Origin of the sequence: Pseudoclavibacter caeni (assembly GCF_008831125.1) — a bacterium.
Classification (GTDB): domain Bacteria; phylum Actinomycetota; class Actinomycetes; order Actinomycetales; family Microbacteriaceae; genus Pseudoclavibacter_A; species Pseudoclavibacter_A caeni.
Genome location: NZ_WBKA01000008.1, coordinates 48,809 through 67,845 on the forward strand (window position 1 = coordinate 48,809; position 19,037 = coordinate 67,845).

The 19,037-nt window shown below is 75.2% G+C and carries 10 protein-coding genes; 5 read left to right on the forward strand and 5 right to left on the reverse strand.

Annotated elements, in window-relative coordinates; genetic code table 11:
• The first annotated feature begins 6 nt into the window (after window positions 1–6).
• The 3 genes from F8O02_RS08560 to F8O02_RS08570 all read left to right on the forward strand — a co-directional run bounded on the left by F8O02_RS08560 (window position 7) and on the right by F8O02_RS08570 (window position 6,891).
• Window positions 7–1,695: a dolichyl-phosphate-mannose--protein mannosyltransferase gene (locus F8O02_RS08560; protein WP_158036832.1), complete on the forward strand. Its 1,689-nt coding sequence runs from the start codon at window positions 7–9 to the stop codon at window positions 1,693–1,695.
• Between the two features lie 117 nt (window positions 1,696–1,812).
• The gene (gene hrpA / locus F8O02_RS08565; protein ID WP_158036833.1) at window positions 1,813–6,000 is read left to right on the forward strand and encodes an ATP-dependent RNA helicase HrpA; all 4,188 of its coding nucleotides are present in this window, start codon (window positions 1,813–1,815) and stop codon (window positions 5,998–6,000) included.
• Between the two features lie 48 nt (window positions 6,001–6,048).
• The gene (locus tag F8O02_RS08570) at window positions 6,049–6,891 is read left to right on the forward strand and encodes a DUF3097 family protein (RefSeq protein WP_158036834.1); all 843 of its coding nucleotides are present in this window, start codon (window positions 6,049–6,051) and stop codon (window positions 6,889–6,891) included.
• 17 nt (window positions 6,892–6,908) lie between these two features.
• Here the strand turns inward: F8O02_RS08570 and F8O02_RS08575 are convergent, their stop codons facing one another.
• From F8O02_RS08575 to F8O02_RS08585, 3 genes are all read right to left on the reverse strand, one after another.
• Window positions 6,909–11,552, reverse strand: a complete 4,644-nt coding sequence (locus tag F8O02_RS08575; RefSeq protein WP_158036835.1) for an FtsK/SpoIIIE domain-containing protein — start codon at window positions 11,550–11,552, stop codon at window positions 6,909–6,911.
• A 223-nt stretch (window positions 11,553–11,775) separates the two neighbouring features.
• On the reverse strand, window positions 11,776–12,474 hold the full coding sequence (locus tag F8O02_RS08580; RefSeq protein WP_318655775.1) for a dihydrofolate reductase: 699 nt from the start codon (window positions 12,472–12,474) through the stop codon (window positions 11,776–11,778).
• Window positions 12,471–13,247: a thymidylate synthase gene (locus tag F8O02_RS08585; protein ID WP_225734245.1), complete on the reverse strand. Its 777-nt coding sequence runs from the start codon at window positions 13,245–13,247 to the stop codon at window positions 12,471–12,473. The genes F8O02_RS08580 and F8O02_RS08585 overlap by 4 nt, the downstream gene beginning before the upstream one ends.
• 287 nt (window positions 13,248–13,534) lie before the next feature.
• Between F8O02_RS08585 and F8O02_RS08590 the strand changes: the two genes are divergently transcribed.
• On the forward strand, window positions 13,535–14,704 hold the full coding sequence (locus F8O02_RS08590; protein WP_158036837.1) for a CapA family protein: 1,170 nt from the start codon (window positions 13,535–13,537) through the stop codon (window positions 14,702–14,704).
• 41 nt (window positions 14,705–14,745) lie between these two features.
• Here F8O02_RS08590 and F8O02_RS08595 read toward each other — a convergent pair whose 3' ends face one another.
• Both F8O02_RS08595 and F8O02_RS08600 read right to left on the reverse strand, forming a co-directional pair.
• On the reverse strand, window positions 14,746–15,426 hold the full coding sequence (locus F8O02_RS08595) for a TetR/AcrR family transcriptional regulator (protein ID WP_158036838.1): 681 nt from the start codon (window positions 15,424–15,426) through the stop codon (window positions 14,746–14,748).
• Window positions 15,427–15,489: 63 nt separating this feature from the next.
• Window positions 15,490–15,972, reverse strand: coding sequence for a recombinase family protein (locus tag F8O02_RS08600; RefSeq protein WP_158036839.1), 483 nt, complete (start codon window positions 15,970–15,972; stop codon window positions 15,490–15,492).
• 129 nt (window positions 15,973–16,101) lie between these two features.
• On the opposite strand from F8O02_RS08600, the gene hrpB reads away from it, so the two are divergent.
• Window positions 16,102–18,714, forward strand: coding sequence for an ATP-dependent helicase HrpB (gene hrpB, locus F8O02_RS08605; protein WP_158036840.1), 2,613 nt, complete (start codon window positions 16,102–16,104; stop codon window positions 18,712–18,714).
• The last annotated feature ends 323 nt before the right edge of the window (window positions 18,715–19,037 follow it).

The following is a 19,037-nucleotide window of genomic DNA, read 5'->3' on the forward strand; positions in this document are numbered from 1 at the left end:
GGCGCCATGCCTCGCACGCCGTCTTCCCTCCCCCGGCATGTCGCCGGCGGCCCGGCTGACGACCGCGAGGCGCACCGGCCGGACGCCCGCACCCACGACGACCACGCCGCGTCTCCCCGCCGCTCGCGCGCCGGCGAGCCCCGGCATGCCCGGTGGCATCCCGAGACGGCCCGGCACTGGTGGAGCGACCTGCGCGTGATGGGTCCCGCTGCCGTCACCCTGCTCGCCCTGGGCCTGCGGCTGTGGCGGCTCGGCTGGCCCGACACGCTCGTGTTCGACGAGACCTACTACGTCAAGGATGCCTGGTCGCTCGGCGCCCGCGGCAGCGAGGCGCAGTGGTCCGACGACCCGAACCCGACGTTCGAGTCGGGTGACTGGAGCTCGTTCCTGCCCGGCGAGGGGTCGTTCGTCGTCCACCCGCCGCTCGGCAAGTGGCTCATCTGGCTCGGCATGAACGCCGACGTCGGCCAGAGCTGGGCGTGGCGGCTGTCGGCCGCGCTGGCCGGCACGCTCACCGTGCTGCTCGTGTGCCTGCTCGCCCTGCGCCTGTTCCGCTCGGGCTGGTGGGCGACCCTCGCCGGGGGGCTGCTCGCGATCGACGGCCTCGCGATCTCGATGAGCCGCACCGGGCTGCTCGACGTGTTCATCGGCCTGTTCGTCACCGCCGCGGCCGGCGCGATCGTCCTCGACCGTGAACGGCACCGGCGCAGACTCGTCGCCACGGGTGGCGCGATCGACTGGCGTCGGCCGTGGCTGCTCACCGCGGCCGTGCTGCTCGGCTGTGCGACCGCGGTGAAGTGGTCAGGCCTGTGGTTCGCCCTCGCGTTCGGGCTGTTCACCGTCGTCGACGACCTGGCCGCCCGCCACGTGCTGCGCCGGGACGCGACCGGCGCCGCCCGCCCGCCGGCCCGCGTGCGCCTGTGGCCGCTGCGGGGCGGGCTGCAGGGGCTCGTGAACGCGGCGATCATGGCTCCGACGGTGCTCGTCGTGTACCTCGCGTCGTGGACGGGCTGGCTCGTCACGCAGGACGGCTGGGGGCGCCACTGGGCCGACGACAACCCCGTCTCGGGGGTGGCCGCGCTCGTGCCCGGCCCGCTGCGCAGCCTGTGGCACTATCACGTGGTCGCCTACCGGTTCCACACCACGCTCGACGCGCCGCACCCCTGGGCGTCGAGTCCGCTGACCTGGCCGCTGATGCTCAAGCCGACGCTCTTCTATCGCACGATCACCGCGTACGGCGAGGACGGCTGCACCGACCCCTCCGGCTGCGTGGCCACCGTCTCGTCGATCGCGAACCCGCTCATCTGGTGGGCGGCCGGGCTGGCGACCCTCGTCGTGCTCGGCTGGCTGGCGTGGCGGCGCGACTGGCGGGCGGGGCTCATCATCACCGGCGTCGCCGGCGGCTGGCTGCCGTGGCTGCTGTACCTGAACCGCACCGTGTTCTTCTTCTACGCGGTGGCGTGGGAGCCGTTCCTCGTGCTCGCCCTCGTCGCCGCGCTGCGCCTGCTCGAGCCGGACGGCGCCGACGACTCCGCCCGCGCCCTGCGCCGACGGCGGTGGACGCGGCCCGCGACGGTCGCGTTCGTCGCCGTCGCCGTGCTCCTCTCCGCCTGGTTCTACCCGCTGTGGACCGGGGAGACGATCGCCCGCGACGTCTGGGCGCTGCACGCGTGGCTGCCGTCGAGCTGGCTGTGACCCCGGTGTCGGGCGGACGCGGCGGACCGCCCGGTTCGCGGCCCGCGGCCCGCCCCGACGACCGGACCCGACCACGGCACCCGGCCGTGGCATCCCGACGGCTACAGTGGTGAGAACATGAGCGAGCCGATCCTGACCTATCCCCCGCAGCTGCCGGTCAGCGCCCGCCACGACGAGATCATCGCCGCGCTCGAGGCGAACCAGGTCGTCATCATCGCCGGCGAGACCGGGTCGGGCAAGACGACGCAGATCCCGAAGATGTGTCTCGAGCTCGGCCGCGGGGGCGAGGTGGAGCGCGTCGGCCGCGACGGCCGCCGGCACCGCCGCCGTCGGATGATCGGCCACACACAGCCGCGCCGGATCGCCGCGCGCACGATCGCCGAGCGGCTCGCCGCCGAGACCGGCACCGAGCTCGGCGACGTGATCGGCTGGCAGGTGCGGTTCACCGACCACACCGGGCCGGACACGCGGGTGAAGGTGATGACCGACGGCATCCTGCTGGCCGAGATCCGCCGCGACCGGCGCCTGCTGAAGTACGACACGATCATCATCGACGAGGCTCACGAGCGCAGTCTGAACATCGACTTCCTGCTCGGGTATCTGAAGCGGCTGCTGCCCGAGCGCCCCGACCTCAAGCTCGTCATCACGAGCGCGACGATCGACGTCGAGCGGTTCAGCCGCCACTTCGACGACGCGCCGGTCATCGAGGTCAGCGGCCGCACCTACCCGGTGGAGATCCGCTGGCGACCCCCGGAGCGCGACGAGTCGACGCTCGAGGCCCTGCTGCGGGCGACCGACGAGCTCATGCTCGAGCCCGACGGCGACGTGCTCGTCTTCCTGCCCACCGAGGCCGACATCCGCGAGACGACCCGCGCGCTGGAGGGCCGGCACCGCTTCACCGAGGTGCTGCCCCTGTTCGGGCGACTCTCCGCCGCCGAGCAGCACCGCGTGTTCGAGCCCGGCCGGGCCGCCGGGGTGCGCCGCCGATTCGTGCTCGCCACGAATGTCGCCGAGACGTCGCTGACCGTGCCCGGCATCCGGTACGTGATCGACACCGGCACCGCCCGCATCTCGCGGTACTCGACCCGCTCGCGCGTGCAGCGGCTGCCGATCGAGCCGATCTCGCAGGCGAGCGCGAACCAGCGGGCCGGCCGATGCGGGCGCGTCGCCGACGGCGTGTGCATCCGGCTGTACGCCGAGGACGACTTCGCCGGCCGCCCCGAGTACACCGACCCCGAGATCCTGCGCACGAACCTCGCCAGCGTCATCCTGCAGATGGCCCTGCTGCGCGTCGGCGCGATCGACGATTTCCCCTTCATCCAGCCGCCCGAGGCGCGGGCGATCGCCAGCGGCATGGACACGCTCGTGGAGCTCGGCGCGATCCTGCCCGAGCGCCGGCACGGCGGCGGACGCGGGCACGCCGGCCAGGGGAGAGGCGCCGGCCGCGTCGGCGTGCGGCTGACCGACATCGGCCGGCGCATCGCCCGGGTGCCGATCGACCCCCGGCTCGCGCGGATGATCCTCGCCGCCGAGGACGAGGGCGTCGCCCACGAGGTGACCGTCATCGTCGCCGCGCTGACCGTGCAGGATCCCCGCGAGCGTCCCCGCGACCGCCGCCAGGCCGCCGACGAGATGCACGCCCGCTTCGCCGACCCGACGAGCGACTTCCTCGGCCTGCTGCGCCTGTGGGAGCACCTGGAGCAACAGCGCGCCGAGCTGTCGTCGAGCGCGTTCCGGCGGATGTGCCGGCGCGAGTTCCTGAACCACCAGCGGGTGCGCGAGTGGGTCGACCTCGTCCACCAGCTCGAGCGGCTGCGCCGCGAGGGCGAGCACCGGGGCGGCCGGAACGGCCACGGCGACCAGGACGGCCACGGCCGCCGACGCGACGGGGGCGAGCCCTCGCCCGCGAACGCCGCCGGGGGCACCGCCGCGGCCCCGGCCGTCGCCGCGCTGCGCGAGCGTCCCGCGACGGCTGAGGCCGGACGCGGCCAGGCCGGCGACGGTGAACACGACGGCGACGGGCGGCGATCCCACGACGGGCGGGATCGCTCCGGCGGTCGCGGCCGCGGTGGTCGCGGCAGCGGTGGTCGCGGCCGGGGCGCGCACGACCCCGCTGCCAAGGCCGCCGGCGCCCGGCAGGACGCGATCCACCGCTCGCTCATGGCGGGCCTGCTCTCGCAGCTCGGCGTGCGCGATGACGCGCACGGCGACTATCTGGGCAGCCGGGGCACCCGGTTCCGCGTCTTCCCGGGCTCGGCGCTGTTCAAGCGTCCACCCGCGGAGATCATGACCGCCGAGCTCGTTGAGACCGGCCGGCTGTGGGCCCGGGTGAACGCGCGCGTCGACCTCGCCTGGGCCGAGGCGCTCGCCGGGGATCTCGCCAAGCACAGTTTCGCCGAGCCGCGCTGGTCGGCCCGCCGCGAGCAGGTCGTGGCCACCGAGCGGGTGACCCTCTACGGCGTGCCGATCGTCGCCGGCCGGCTCGCGGACTACGCACGCGTCGACCCGGCCGCCACACGCGAGATCTTCATCCGCAGCGCGCTCGTGGAGGGCGACTGGCACACCCGCCACACGTTCTTCGCCGAGAACCAGCGGCTGCGCGAGCGGGTCGAGGAGCTCGAGAACCGCAGCCGGCGCCGCGACATCGCCGTCGACGACGAGACGCTGTTCGCGTTCTACGACCGGCGCATCCCCGAGCACGTCACGAGCGGCCGCGCGTTCGACCGGTGGTGGCGCGACGAGCGGCGGAAGCATCCCGACCTGCTCACGCTGCGACTGGCGGACGTCGCCGACCCCGACGCGGCCGCCGTCGACGAGGCCGACTACCCGAGCGTGTGGCGGCAGGGGGATCTCACCCTGTCTGTGAGCTACCGCTTCGACCCGGGCAGCGACACCGACGGGGTGAACGTCGACGTGCCACTGCCCCTGCTCGCCCGGCTGCGCCCGGACGGCTTCGACTGGCTCGTGCCCGGTCTGCGGGAGGATCTCGCCGTGGCGCTGATCCGCACGCTGCCGAAGCCGGTCCGCCGTCACGTGGTGCCCGCCGCCGACTGGGCCCGCAGGGCGCTGGCGACGCTGCCGGCGCGGCCCGACGGCCGGCTGTTCACCACGGCGCTCGGCGACGCGCTGCGCAGGCTGACGGGCATGCCGATCCCCGCCGACGCCTGGGACGGCTCGCGGGTGCCCGCCCACCTGCGGGTGACGTTCCGGGTGCTCGACGACCGCGGCCGGGCGCTGAGCGAGTCGACCGACCTCGCCGCCCTGCAGCGCGAGCACCGGGTCACCGCCCGGGCGGCCGTCGCCCGGCACAGCACGGCAGCCGAGCGGACGGGCATCGTCGCCTGGGACGACGCGCTGGGGACGCTGCCGGTCGCCACCGAGCAGCGGCTGGACGGCAACGTCGTGCGCGGCTGGCCGGCCCTCGTCGACGAGACGAAGAGCGTCGCCCTGCGCACGCTCGCGACCCCTGCCGAGGCCCTCGTCGCCCACTGGCGCGGGGTGCGCCGCCTCGTCGCGCTCACCGTGCCGCTGCCCACCGAGTACGTGCTCGGGCATCTCACCGCGCCGGAGAAGCTGACCCTGGCCGCCTCGCCGTACCCGTCGCCACGGGCGGTCGTCGAGGACGCGGCGCTGGCGATCATCGACGACGAGCTCGCCCGCCTCGTCACCGGCGCGGAGACGACGGACGCCCCCGCCGGCGACGCGGCTGACCCTGCGGACGCGGCCCCCGCCGCCGACCGGGTGCGCGCCGTGCGGCTGGCCGGGCGGCTGCCCCGCGACCGGGACGCGTTCGTCGCCCTCGCCGACCGGGTGAACGCCCGGATGGCCGACGGCCTGTTCGAGGCGACCGGAGCCGTGGCACGCGTGCTCGGCGCGCGCCGCGACTGCGAGCGGGCGCTGAAGAAGACGACGTCGCTCGCGCTGCTCGGCGCGGTGACCGACGTGCGCGAGCATCTGGACGAGCTCGTCCACGACGGGTTCGTGCGCGTCGACGGGCTCGCCCGGCTGCCGCACGTGCGCCGGTACCTGGACGGGCTCGCGCTGCGCCTGCGCAAGCTCGAGCGCGCCCCCGGCCGCGACAACGCCTGGCGCGCCCAGGCGGAGCAGGCCCGCGCCCTCTACCGCGAGGCGGGTGGCACGCTGCCCGGGGCGGACTGGTGGCTGGCCCTCGTTGACGACCGCGCCCGGGTGCTCGACGAGGCCCGGTGGATGCTCGAGGAGCTGCAGGTGGGCCTGTGGGCGCAGGAGCTCGGCACGGCCGCGCCCGCGAGCCTGACCCGGTTGCGGCGCCTGCTCGCGGGGTGAGCGGCGGGCGAGCCCCGTGGCGACCCGCGCCGGTGGAGAGGAGACGCGATGTTCGACGACCGCTATGATGTCGACCCGCTGGCCGACCGCTCGTGGCAGCGGGTGACAGCCCCGCGCCGGGTGGCCGCGCGCATAGGCGAGGTGTACGAGGACCCGGCGAGCGGGTTCGTCGGCGCCCTCGTGCGCTTCGACCGCGCGACCTTGTCGTTGGAGGACCGCCACGGGGCCGTGCGCGCGTTCCGCTGGGGGCCGGGGCTGTTGCTCGCAGGCGAGCCCGTCGACCTCGTGCCCCCGACTCCGGCGCCCCGTCGCCCGCGGGTCGGCCGCAGCGGGATGCGCGTCGCCCCGGACGAGCAGGCCCGGGTGGCGCGGGCGAGCCGCCTGTTCGTCGAGGGCAAGCACGACGCGGAGCTCGTGGCGAAGGTGTGGGGCGACGATCTGAAGGCCTGGGGGCTCGTCGTCGAGCAGCTGCTCGGCGTCGACCACCTCGCCGAGGCGGTCGACGAGTTCCGCCCCGGCCCCGACCGGCGGATGGGCGTGCTCGTCGACCATCTGGTCGCCGGGTCGAAGGAGAGCCGGCTCGTCGCCGCCCTGCCCGCCGGGACGACGCGCGACGCGGTGCTCGTGGTCGGGCATCCCTTCATCGACATCTGGCAGGCCGTGCGGCCCGAGCGGCTGGGCATTGACGCATGGCCGTCGATCCCCCGCGGCGTCGACTGGAAGACGGGCATGTGCCGGGCGCTCGGCTGGCCGGCCGACACACCGGCGGATGTCGGGCGGGCCTGGTCTCGCATCCTCGCCCGGGTGCGCACCTGGCGCGACCTCGAGCCGGCGCTGACCGGCCGCGTCGAGCAGCTGATCGATTTCGTCACCGCGCCGGGGACGCGGTAGCGGTCGGCGAGGCACCCTCAACCCGGCGCGCATGTGGCCTCCGCTCCGGCGCTTCCGTCGCGGGGACGCGCCCACCGGGCGACCTGGATCTCGCGGGCCCGCCCGCGCTCGATGAGGTACCCGCGGCCCTCGGGGAGGCCCGAGCGGCTGGCACGGGGGAACGACGTGCGGAAGAGCAGGTCGCCGTCCTGCTGATCCGGCTGCAGGGCGAGCCCGCGACGGCCGCGGCGCAGCTCCATGATGAGCGGCCAGGACTGCCCCCAGTCGCTCGTCTCCGCCTCGGCGACGACGAGGTGCCCCGCCCGCCTGGCGGTCTTGAGCAGCTCGGTCAGCGAGGTGTCGACGCCGCTGCCCAGGAAGCCGCTGATGTCCTCGACGACCAGGCACAGTCGGTGGTCCGCCGTGGCGGGCACGGTCGCAGCGGTGGTGAGCTCCGGCAGTGCCTCGCGCACCGCGTCCGGCCCCCGGAGCACCGTCTGCCAGAGCGCGGCGTCCTCGCCCGCGTCGAGCGTCGTGCGCGCCCACGCGCTCAGCAGCACCGTGCGGAACCCGCCGACGCGGCCCGCCATCCGCGCGATCGTGCGCAGGGCCGTCGTCCGCCCGCTCCCCGAGGGGCCGCTGATCATGAACGTGCCCGCGGGCTCGATCCCCGCCGGGGCGAGCGTGTTGTCGGCGATGCCGATCGGCAGCAGGTCCGGCCGGGCCGCGTCGGCGACATCCGCGAGCGCGACCCGCTCCGGCAGGCTGCGCACGGCCGGGGCCTGGGCGACGCCCTCGGCGCGCAGCCGCGCGCCGAGCTCGTCGAGGGCGATCCCCTGCTCGACGACGCTGGCCGTGCCGCGCAGCGTGGCGACCTGCGTCTCGAGCCGGTCGAACAGGCAGCGACCGGGCGGGCTGTCCGGGCCGAGCACGTCCTGGGGCAGCTCGAACGACGCGTAGTCGGTCGCGTCCGCCAGACGCAGCACGAGCCGCCGCGGCACCGCACTCGCCACGCTCGGCGAGAGCGCCCCGGGCCGGTCCGCGGTGAGCACGACGTGCACGCCGACCTGGCGGCCGTCGGTGAGGATCTGCAGCAGGCCGTCGAACACCTTCGAGTGGGACTGGAACTCGTACTCGCTGCGGAAGGCCGCCATGCCGTCGAGCAGCAGGACGATGCGGGGCAGGTCACGCTCCCCGGAGAGCCGGCGGTACTCGGCGAGCCCGCCCGCCCGCACCGCGGCGAACCGCGGCGCCCGCTGCTCGATCTCGGCGCGGATCAGCCCGATCAGCCGGCTGACCCGGTCGGCGTCGTCGCCGCCGATCACCGAGCCGACGCAGGGCAGCACGGAGAGGGAGGCGAGCCCGCCGGCGGCGAGGTCGAGCGCCTGCACGTGCACGCGGTCACGCTCCTCGCCCTGCGCGAGCGCGGCGACGAGGGTGCGCAGCACCGTCGTCTTGCCCGACCCGGCCGTGCCGAACACCGCCAGATGCCCGTCCCGCTCTGGGTCGAAGCCCATGGGGAGCTGCCGCTGCTCGGCGGGGTCGTCACCGAGGCCGAACGGGATCGCCCCGGCGGCGATCCGCTCGGCCGCCTCGGGGGTCGCGAGCAGCCGCTCGAGCGGGATCTCGCCGGCCAGCTCGTCGAGCCACGGCCGGCGGGGAGCGTCGAGCCCGACCCGCTCCGCCGCGGACCGGACGGTGGCCACGATCCGGGTGATGTCCGGCCGCTCGTCCGCCGCCGCCGACACGTGCACGGGCACCTCCGAGCGCTCCCACGCCCCGCCGGCGCCGAAGACCAGGTCCTCCACCCGCACGGACGGCGCCTGCGACACGGTGCGGTGCCCGCCGGCGTAGGCCGACTGGAAGGGCACGAGCCGCCCCGCCCCCGTCTTACCCACCGCGCGGCCGGGGGTGTCGGCACTGAAGCCAGCCGCCACCGGGTCGCCCACGACGTCGGTGGAGTCCGCGGCGTCGGCCATCCGCAGCGCGATGCGCAGGTTCGTGTTCGCCCGGAGGTTGTCACGGATGACGCCGGCGGGGCGCTGTGTGGCGAGGATCAGGTGGATGCCGAGCGAGCGTCCCCGCTGGGCGATGTCGACCATGCCGTCGACGAACTCGGGGATCTCGGCCACCAGTGCGGCGAACTCGTCGACGACGATGACGAGCGCCGGCGGACAGGCGGGGTCGCTGGTCGCCTCGAACGAGAGAAGGTCCTTCACCCCGTGCCGGTTGAACAGCCGCTCGCGCCGGGTCAGCTCCGCCCGCAGGCTGTCGAGCACGCGGCGGACGAGGTGGCTGTTCAGATCGGTCACGAGGCCGACGCCGTGAGGCAGCCGGACGCAGTCGGCGAACGCCGACCCGCCCTTGTAGTCGACGAACAGGAAGGTCACGCGGGCCGGGCTGTGCTCGACGGCCATCGCGAGCACCCAGGTCTGCAGGAACTCGCTCTTGCCCGAGCCGGTGGTGCCGCCGATCAGGGCGTGCGGCCCCTGCGCGCGCAGGTCCAGCTGCACCGCCCCGTCGGGGCCCTGCCCGACGTAGGCGGCCAGTCGGCCCGACCCCGTCGACCGCGGCGCGGGCGTCGCGCCGGACGACGGCAGCGTCCCGCCCTGCCGCCAGCGATCGAGGACGGCGTCGGGGCTCGAGGCGAACCCCTCGCCGATCAGGTCGAGGAGCATGACCGACTCGGGCAGGTCGGCGTCGGCGTCCTCCTCGCCGAGGGCGTCCTCCAGACCGGAGATCGTCCGGGCGAACCGGATCGCGTCGGCGGTCGGCAGCGTGTCGACCCGGACGTCCTCGACCGTGCGCCCCTCGCGCACGTAGCCGACCGTGCCGACGGGGGCGCTCGTCATCGGCAGGCGGAGGAAGGTGCGGCACACCGCGGGGACCGGGGCGTCCGGACGTCCCACCCACACCGGGTGCACGCCCGCCGCCACGCCCCGCTCGGCGAGTCGCAGCAGCCGGGCCGTCGACACGGGCGGCTCGCCGATCACGACCAGTGCGACGGCCGGCATCGACTCGGCCTCGGCCCGCTCGCTCGTGCCCGACGTCCGGGCCACCCCCTCCAGCGCGTCGTCCTCGTCGATCGGCGGCCGCAGCCGCCCGGCCGCGGCCGCCTCCGCCGCCCTTGTCGCGGCCAGCCGGCTCTCGACCTCGCGCTCCAGAGCGGCCAGCAGCCGGGCGCCGCCGGCGGAGGACGCCGCGAGCGCCGGCACCCCCAGCCACTGCGTGCAGCGGGCGGTGTGCGGCAGCCATTTCAGCCAGTCGTACCGCGGCACGAGCGCGTTCTCCGTAAGCACGGCGACGAGTAGCTCCGCCGGCGACTGCAGCCCGGCCAGCTGCACGAGCAGCGCGTTGAGGCAGTCGAGCCCGGCAGGCCCGGTGTGCTGCACGGCGAGACCGCCCGCGATGTCGAGTCGCTCGGCGACGGGCACCCCCTCGATCGCCCGATGCCGCTCGAGCACCCGGTCGCGCCGCAGCACGCAGTCCTCGATCTCGTCCTCCTGCTCGCCGATCGCCTTGACCGTCGTGCGCGGGGGCAGGACCCCCAGCCCCAGGCGAAGGGCGAGGAAGCCCCAGTGCTCCGGCCGCCGGGTCCACAGCAGCGCGCCGCGACGGCAGGCGGCGTCCACGATCTCCGCCGCGGCCGGCGTCTCCGCGAGTCGCACCCGGCGCTCGCGCTCGGCCAGCTCGTCGAGGCGGGTGTCGAACGCCGCCAGCCGCTCGTCGAACCGGCGGGTCGCCTCCTGCTCCGCCCGGCGGCTCTGCCACCGCTGCGAGAGGTAGTTGCCGAGGACCATCAGCGGGGAGAGGCTCACGAAGATCACCGAGAGCAGGCTGCGGGTGAACAGCCAGAGCACCACGCCCATCACGAGCGGGGCCACCATCACGAGCCAGGGCATCGGCTGCGAGCGCTGATGCCGCGGGACGCGCGGCGCCTCCAGCTCCTCGCCGGGGAAGCGCGCCTCGACCCGAGCCGACCGCACGAGCAGATCGCCGCCAGTGCCCTCCCCGAGGAGCACCGGCCCGCCCTCGCTGGTGAGGCTGACCAGGGTCAGCACCGTCCGGCCGAGCGCGATCTCGTCCCCCGGGCGCACCAGGGCCTCCGTGGTGCGCTCGCCGTCCATGACCAGCCCGTTGGCCGAGTTGAGGTCGGTGATGCGCACGCCGTCGGGCTCGAGGCGGAGGCGGGCGTGCCGCTGCGAGACGGTCTGGTCGGTCACCCTCAGGGCGTTGCCGATCCCGCGGCCGATCGTGCGGCCTTGGGCGGCGACCAGGAACTCCTGGCCCGCGTCCGGCCCGTCCGCCACCCGGAACAACGCCCGCAGGTCCGTGTGCGAGATCACCCGCTCCGCGGCGGGACCGGTGAGCCGGTGCAGGGCGACGGTCATGCCCGAGCGCAGCCCGCTGGAGGCGAGCGCGGCGCTCGGATCGAGCGGTGGCCGGTCGGTCGGTGCCCGGCCGGGCAGCGGCCGGTCAGATGGGGAGAGCGCCCGCAGAGTGAGCACGCCGTCGGCGTCGGCCCGGGGCGCGGGGTCGTCGAGCACCGGAGCGCCGCGTCGCCCGGGCGATCGCGAGCGTTGGAGCGCCAGCGCCACCTCGCCCACGGTCGTGCGGGGCTCCGCGGTCACCACGACGTCCCGCGGCCCGTCCTCCCGCTGCAGCGTGATCGCGATCCGCATCCGCCCACTCCCCTCTCGCCTCGCACGAGACCACGCGCCTCGTGTGAGCGAGTCTGCCGGGGCGATCGCCTCCCGGCGAGGTCGCGGGGAATGCTGTGGAGGCGGACGACACCGTCCGGCGCCTGTGCACCGGCTCGATCGTCCTGACGCCGGAGGCGCACGTCGGACACGCGACCGGGACCGAGACGCAACCGGGCAGCGGGCGAGCCCGGCCCGCACCGCCTCAGCGAACGAGACGCTCGAAGCGGTGCCGCACGCCCGTGCGCGACACCCGCCAGGCGTCGTCGCCCGCGACCCGCCGCCAGGTGGGGTCGAGCCCGGGAGCGAACGCGTCGGGGACGGCCGGGGCGATGCCCTGCACGGGGTCACCGACACGCACGTCGACGTCCACGAGCGTCCGCTCGATGACCCGCGTCTGCGGCAGCGGCAGCGCGTCCGCGTACAGCCGGGCGCCGCCCATCACCCAGACGTCCGGCTCCATGCCCGTCGTGCCCACCGCATCCGCCCGGGTGACGCGGCCCGCGAGGGCGAGCGCCTCCGGCAGCCCGTGGGCGACCCGGAGCGTCCCCGCGGCTGCCGCGTCGCGCGTGGCGCCGGCGAGCCCGGCCGCCCAGTCCGCCTGACCGGTCACGACGATGTTCACCCGGCCCGGCAGGGGTCGCGCGCGCGGCGGCAGCGAGTCCCACGTGCGCCGCCCCATGACGACCGGGCGGCCGAGCGTGACCGCCTTGAAGTGCGCGAGATCCTCGGGCACCCGCCAGGGGATGCGTCCGGCCGCGCCGATCACGCCGGCGCGATCCTGCGCCCAGATCAGGCCGACGTGGATGCCGGGGCCCGGCCCGCCCGCGACAGGTTCCAGCCCGCCGGTGACCGGCGACGCGGACGCCGTGCCCGGCCTCGCCCCGTCCGCCGTGCCGCTCACACCGCCACCGGGGCCTTGATGCCCGGGTGGTGTCGGTAGCCGCGCACCGCGAAGTCCTCGTACCTGTAGTCGAGGATCGACGGCGGCCGGCGCAGCAGCTCGAGCGTCGGCAGCGGGTACGGCTCACGGGAGAGCTGCAGGCGCACCTGGTCCAGGTGGTTGAGATAGATGTGGCAGTCGCCACCCGTCCACACGAGGTCGCCGACGGCGAGGCCGGTCTGCTGGGCGACCATGTGGGTCAGCAACGCGTAGCTGGCGATGTTGAAGGGCACGCCCAGGAACATGTCGGCACTCCGCTGGTACAGCTGACACGACAGCCGGCCGTCAGCGACGGAGAACTGGAAGAGCACGTGACAGGGAGCGAGCGCCATCCGGTCGAGGTCGGCGACGTTCCACGCGGAGACGACGAGCCGGCGGGAGTCAGGGTCACGGCGAATCTGCTCAACGACCCGGCTGATCTGGTCGATCGTGCCCCCGTCGGGCGTCGGCCACGACCGCCACTGCACGCCGTAGACGGGGCCGAGATCACCATGCTCGTCCGCCCACTCATCCCAGATCGTCACACCGTGCTCATGCAACCACCCGATGTTCTCGTCACCGCGCAGGAACCACAGCAGCTCGTACGCGACCGACTTGAAATGGACACGCTTGGTCGTCACGAGCGGGAACCCGCGAGAGAGATCAAAACGCATCTGCCGGCCGAACAGCGACAGGGTGCCGGTGCCGGTGCGGTCACCCTTCCGGGCGCCGTGCTCCAACACCTCGCGCAACAGGTCCTCGTACGGGGTCGGGCCGACCGCCGGGCCACCCGCGGCGGGCGCGCCGCCCGGCTCGACGGCGCCGGCGGCGGGCGCCGTCGACCGCTCCGGTCGATCCACGTTCACGCTGCTCACGGTGAGCCACTCTACCCGACCGGGCCCACCCCGCGACAGGCTCCTCGTGGAGCGCCTGCGGCCCGCCGCACGGCCCCGTCCGACCCCGTTCCACAGGCCTCCGACCGCCCCCCCGCACGGCATGGCTGGGCCACAGCCCGCGCATAGTCGTTTCGTATACTCACGTCATGCACGCTCATCCACTCGGCTCGCTCGCCCGCCGCTCCGCGGCACTCCTGCTGCTGCCCGCACTCGCGCTCGGCGGCTGCGCGCAGGCGACCGGCGAAGCCCCCGCGTCCCCGGCCGCGGCCTCCGACACCGCGTCGGCCGCCCCCGTCGAGCAGCGTGTCACCGTGAGCGCGATGGGCGACATGCTCCCGCACGCCCCCGTCCACGCCGAGGCCCGCACAGCCGACGGGTACAGCTATGGCCAGTACTTCGACGCGATCCGGCCGCGGTATGCCGACGCCGACCTCGTCTTCTGCAACGAGGAGGTGCTCGCCAGCGCGACCTCCGTCGACCAGGTGAAGACCTACCCTCGGTTCCGGGCTCCGGTGCAGTTCGCCGACAGTCTCGGCCGTGAGGTCGGCTGCAATGCGATCAATCTCGCCAACAACCACATGGCCGACTACGAGCAGAGCGACATCGACCGCACCCGTGCCGAGTGGGACACCCTCCAGCCGAGACTGATCTCCGGGGCGAGCCGCAGCGCCGCCGAGCAGCAGCAGATCGCCGTGACCGAGATCGACGGCATCCGCGTCGCCCAGCTGTCGTACACCACACAGAGCAACCAGGGCCACACCGACTTCGGGCTGAACATGGCAGGCGGCCCGCTGATGGCCGACCAGCTCGCCCGCGCCCGGCAGGAGGCCGACGTCGTCATGGTGTCGATGCACTGGGGCACCGAGGACTCCACCACGCCCGACGACGAGCAGCGCCGCTACGTGCAGCAGCTCTCCGACGCCGGCGTCGACGTGGTCATCGGCACCGGTCCGCACGTGCTGCAGCCGGCCGAGTACGTCACCCGCGCCGACGGCGGGCGGATGCTGGTGTGGTACTCGATCGGCAACATGCTCTCCACGCAGATGCCCGTGAACAACCGCACCGGGGTGATCGCCCGCTGGTCGTTCGTGCGCGACGGCGACGCCGCCGTGCGGGTCGAGGACGCCACGGCGATCCCGACGTTCATGGACTTCGTCTCACGCGGGGTGAGCCTCGCGAACCGGCACAGCCTGCGCATCCTGCCGATGGCGGAGGCCGGCGATCGGGTGGCCGCGGAGTTCCCGGGCGAGACAGCCGACAGCCGGTTCGCGTTCGTGACGCAGACACTCGGCGGCCAGATCACCGTGCAGCGGTGAGCGAGCGGTCGGCGGCCCCGCCCGGACGGCCTGTCGATGCGCTACAGCTGCCGGTGCGGACGCTGCTGCGGGCGCCGCCCCCGACGCGGCAGCCGTGGGGCGGGCCGGTTCGTGAGCGCGTACCGCTCGAGGATGCGCAGGAAGTCCTGCTGCAGCTGACGCCACAGCCACACGCTCACCCGCTTGGCGGGCACCTGCGGGGCCTCGGTGAGCCAGATGGAGATCGTGCCGATGACGGCGCCGGCGAGGTAGGCCGCATCGGCGTCGAACCCGATCGGCACGGCGTTGCGACGGTCGGCGTACTGCAGCAGGCTCTGCTGGATGATCTCGCGGAACTGGTTGCGCAGCCGGCTCGTCACCGCGGCGCTGCCCTTGGGGCCGAGCGCCCACGCGTACGCCTGCTTGTACCGGGCGATGTGATCGAGGTACTGCAGCAGCGTCTTCGGCAGCCCGGTCTCGGCGTCGTGCGGCACGCCGGGCGAGATCATGTTCGTCTGGTTGACCTCGGTGGAGAGCTCCTCGAACGCGTCGGCGAGCAGCTCGTCGAGGTCGCTGTAGTGCACGTAGAACGAGCTGCGGTTGACGCCCGCCTCGCGCACCACGTCGGAGATCGAGATCGACTGGATGTCACCGCTGCCGATCAGGGAGATGACGGCCCCGCGCAGCGCCTGTCTGGTCCGCTGCGCCCGGGGGTCGAGGACTCGTTCGGACTGCCGTGACACGCGCCCAGTCTACCCCGTCGGCCCGCCTGCGCGACCGGCGGGATCCCGGGACGCTCCCGGGGCTCAGCGCTGCTCGGCGGCCGCGTCGTGCTGGGCCGCCTCCCACAGCGCCCGGTCGACGAGCTCCGCCTTCGGCGGGGTGACCGCGTCGCGATGCCGGGCCCGCGCGATGATCGCCGTGGCCTCGGCGAGGCGCCCGGCCTCGATCGCCCGGGTCAGCAGGGCCACGCCGGGCAGGAAGTCCGGGGCGGCGTCTGTGTCGAGCCCCTCGGCGAGGCTCACCAGGCGCACGTCCTGCTCGCGCACGGCGGCGATCCCGTCGAGCAGCGCGGCCGCCCCGAGCCCGAGCGAGGTGAGCGCCGTGACGACCACCGCGTCCTCGTCGCCGAGGTCGTCGAGCGCCTCGCGGATGCGATAGTGCCAGTCCTCCTGCGTGCGCGGGGCGAGCGCGACCACCCGGTCGACCCCGGCGGACGCAAGCGTGACCCGCTGGTCGTCGGTGGACGCGAGCCCGGCGTGCTCGATGACGAGTCCCAGTCGTGTCATGTGTGCTCTCCCTCGCTGTGCAGCCCCGTCGCGCGGGCGCGGCGCGGCGGGGCCCGCACGTCGACCCGTGCTCGACCGATTGTAGTCGGCCAGCGGGCTCCGACATCCCGGCCGTGGGATGCTGGAGGGGTGCCCGCCGTATCCGCCTTCGACCTGCCCACCCTGGCCCGCGGCCTGCCCGCCGGCGCCGTGCTCCCCGGCCTCGCCGCCGCGTTCGCGCGCGACGCCGCGCCCCGGCTCGTCGTCGAGGCGCCGCCCGGCTCCGGCAAGACCACGGTCGTGCCGCCCGCGATCGCCTGCCACGCGTCCGGGCGCGTCGTCGTCGCCGAGCCACGCCGACTCGCCGCCCGGGCCGCGGCCGCCCGGCTCGCGTCCCTCACCGGCACGCGCGTCGGTGACCTCGCCGGGTACGCGGTGCGCGGCGAGCGCCGGGTCTCGCCGGCAGCCCGGGTCGTGTTCGTCACGAACGGCCTGCTCGTGCGCCGACTGCTCGCCGATCCCGAGCTCGCGGGCGTCAGCGCGGTCGTGATCGACGAGGTGCACGAGCGCGGCCTCGACGGCGATCTCGCGTTCGCGCTGTCGGACGAGGTGGCCCGGCTGCGTGACGACCTCACCCTAGCCGTCATGTCGGCCACGCTCGACGCCGACCGCTGGGCGGGGCTGCTCGGCGACGACGCCCGGGTGCTGCGCGTGCCCGCCCGCCCGCATCCGCTGCGCACGGTCTGGGCCCCGCCCCCCGACGGGGTGGCCCGGCTCGACGATCGGGGCGTGACGAGGGCGTTCCTCACGCATGTCGCCGCGACGATCGAGCACGCCCTGGCGGCCCACCCGGAGGGGTCGCTGCTCGCGTTCCTGCCGGGTCGCCGGGAGGTCGACGCCGTGGTCGGCCTGCTGCGCGGCCGGGGGATCGACGCCCGCCCGCTGCATGGGTCGATGTCGTCGGCGGAGCAGGACGCGGCGCTGGCCGAGCCGCCCGGGGGCGAGCGGCGGGTGATCGTGGCCACGGCGATCGCCGAGTCGTCGCTGACGGTGCCGGGCGTGCACATCGTCGTCGACGCCGGCCTCGCCCGCGAGCCCCGGCTCGACCGGCGCCGGGGGTTCGCGGGACTCGTCACCGTGCCCGCCTCGCAGGCGTCGGTCGCACAGCGGGCCGGCCGCGCCGCCCGCCTCGGTCCCGGGGTCGCCGTGCACTGCTGCGCCGAGCGGGAGCTCGCCCTGGCCCCCGCCGAGGCCCGCCCCGAGATCGCCACCGGGGATCTCACCGGTCTGGCCCTCGCCCTGGCCGCCTGGGGTGACCCGGATGCGGCCGATCTGCGGCTGCCGGATCGCCCGCCCGCGGCCGCGCTGGAGACCGCCCGCGGCACCCTCGCCGCGCTCGGTGCCCTGGCGCGGGACGATGCGGGCCGGGTGCGGATCACCGCGCGGGGCCGGGCGCTCGCCCGTGTCCCCGCCCATCCCCGGCTCGCCCGGGCCCTGCTCGACGCCGCGGAGCGCATCGGCCCGGAGCGGGCGGCGGAGCTCGTCGCCGCGCTGGACGCCGATCTGCGCGCGCCCGGCGGAGATCTCGCCGCGCTGCTGCGCGAGCTGCGCCGGGGAGGCACCCCGGCCGCCCGTCGCTGGCGGCGCGACGTCCGTCGGCTCGCCCGGCTCGTGCCCGGGGGCCGGCGGGACGGCAACGACGGGCCGAGGGCACACACCGGCGGACCGGGTCCCGGCGACGTCGACCGGCTCCCCGACGACGCGGCGCTCGGTCTCGTCACCGGGCTCGCTCACCCCGAGCGGATCGCCCGCCGCCGCGAGGGCTCGATCGGCGAGTACGCGCTCGCCTCGGGCACCGCCGCGGCGCTCCCCCGCGGCTCGGCGCTGTCCGAGGCCGAGTGGCTCGCCGTCGCCGACGTCGCCCGGGCCCGCACCGCCAGTGCGTCGGGGGCGGTGATCCGGGCTGCCGTGCCGATCGACCGGGCCATTGTCAAGACGGCGGGGGCCGCCCTGCTGCGCGACGAGACGGAGACCGCCTGGCGCGACGGCCGGGTGCGCGCGTGGCGGGTGCGCCGGCTCGGCGCGCTGGAGCTCGCCCGCACCCCGACCTCCCCCGATCCCGCGGCCGCCCGGGCAGCCGTGCGCGCCCTGCTGCGCGGCGAGCCGCCTGAGGCCGCGCCGCTCGGCATCCTCGTGTGGACGCCCGCGGCAGCCCGGCTGCGCGCCCGGCTCGCACTGCTGCACCGTTCGCTCGGCGATCCGTGGCCGGCGATGGACGACGCCTCGCTCGCCGCCCGGGTCGACGACTGGCTCGGCCCGGAGATCGACCGGCTCGCGGCCGGCCGCCCCGCGTCAGCCCTCGATCTCGGCGACGCGCTGCGCCGGCTGCTGCCTTGGCCTGCGGCAGCCCGGCTCGACGAGCTGGCCCCGGAGCGGATCACCGTGCCGTCGGGGTCCGCGGTGCGCGTGGACTATCCCGACCCCGCCGACCCCGCCACCCCGCCGGTGCTCGCGGTGAAGCTGCAGGAGTGCTTCGGGTGGACGCGCACGCCGCGCGTCGCCGACGGCCGGGTGCCCGTGCAGCTGCAGCTGCTCTCGCCCGCCCGGCGCCCGGTGGCGATCACGATGGACCTCGCGTCGTTCTGGCAGGAGGGCTACCGGCAGGCGCGCGCCGAGCTGCGCGGACGTTATCCCAGGCATCCCTGGCCGGAGGACCCGCGCACGGCGACGCCCACCCGCGGCACGAAGCGGCGGTCGGGCTAGAAGTCCCAGTACTTGCCCGTCAGGCCTCAAGGCCCGGGATCATGCGGATCGCGCGGTCACTGCTGCCTCGCGTGCCTGCTGCGTGCCACTCACCGAGACCCTGCACACAGAGTCAGACGACCGTCACTTTCCTTGGTCGCCAGCATAGCAATGCCACTCAGCGCCGGGCTCTTCCAGCTGGCGCCTCTCACATAGAGGCTCATCGCGGATGGGAGTGTAGGAGCGGTCTGAATCCGCCGGCTTCGAGGAGCGATCTGGCGATGTAGTGTGTGAGGTTCCGGAAGCCGAGTGCGGAACCGCGAAGGTGCTCGAGCCGGCCGTTG

Coding starts and splice junctions, on each gene's coding strand:
- F8O02_RS08560 (WP_158036832.1), top strand. CDS start 7: ATGCCTCGCACGCCGTCTTCCCTCCCCCGGCATGTCGCCGGCGGCCCG.
- hrpA (WP_158036833.1), top strand. CDS start 1,813: ATGAGCGAGCCGATCCTGACCTATCCCCCGCAGCTGCCGGTCAGCGCC.
- F8O02_RS08570 (WP_158036834.1), top strand. CDS start 6,049: ATGTTCGACGACCGCTATGATGTCGACCCGCTGGCCGACCGCTCGTGG.
- F8O02_RS08575 (WP_158036835.1), bottom strand. CDS start 11,552: ATGCGGATCGCGATCACGCTGCAGCGGGAGGACGGGCCGCGGGACGTC.
- F8O02_RS08590 (WP_158036837.1), top strand. CDS start 13,535: ATGCACGCTCATCCACTCGGCTCGCTCGCCCGCCGCTCCGCGGCACTC.
- F8O02_RS08600 (WP_158036839.1), bottom strand. CDS start 15,972: ATGACACGACTGGGACTCGTCATCGAGCACGCCGGGCTCGCGTCCACC.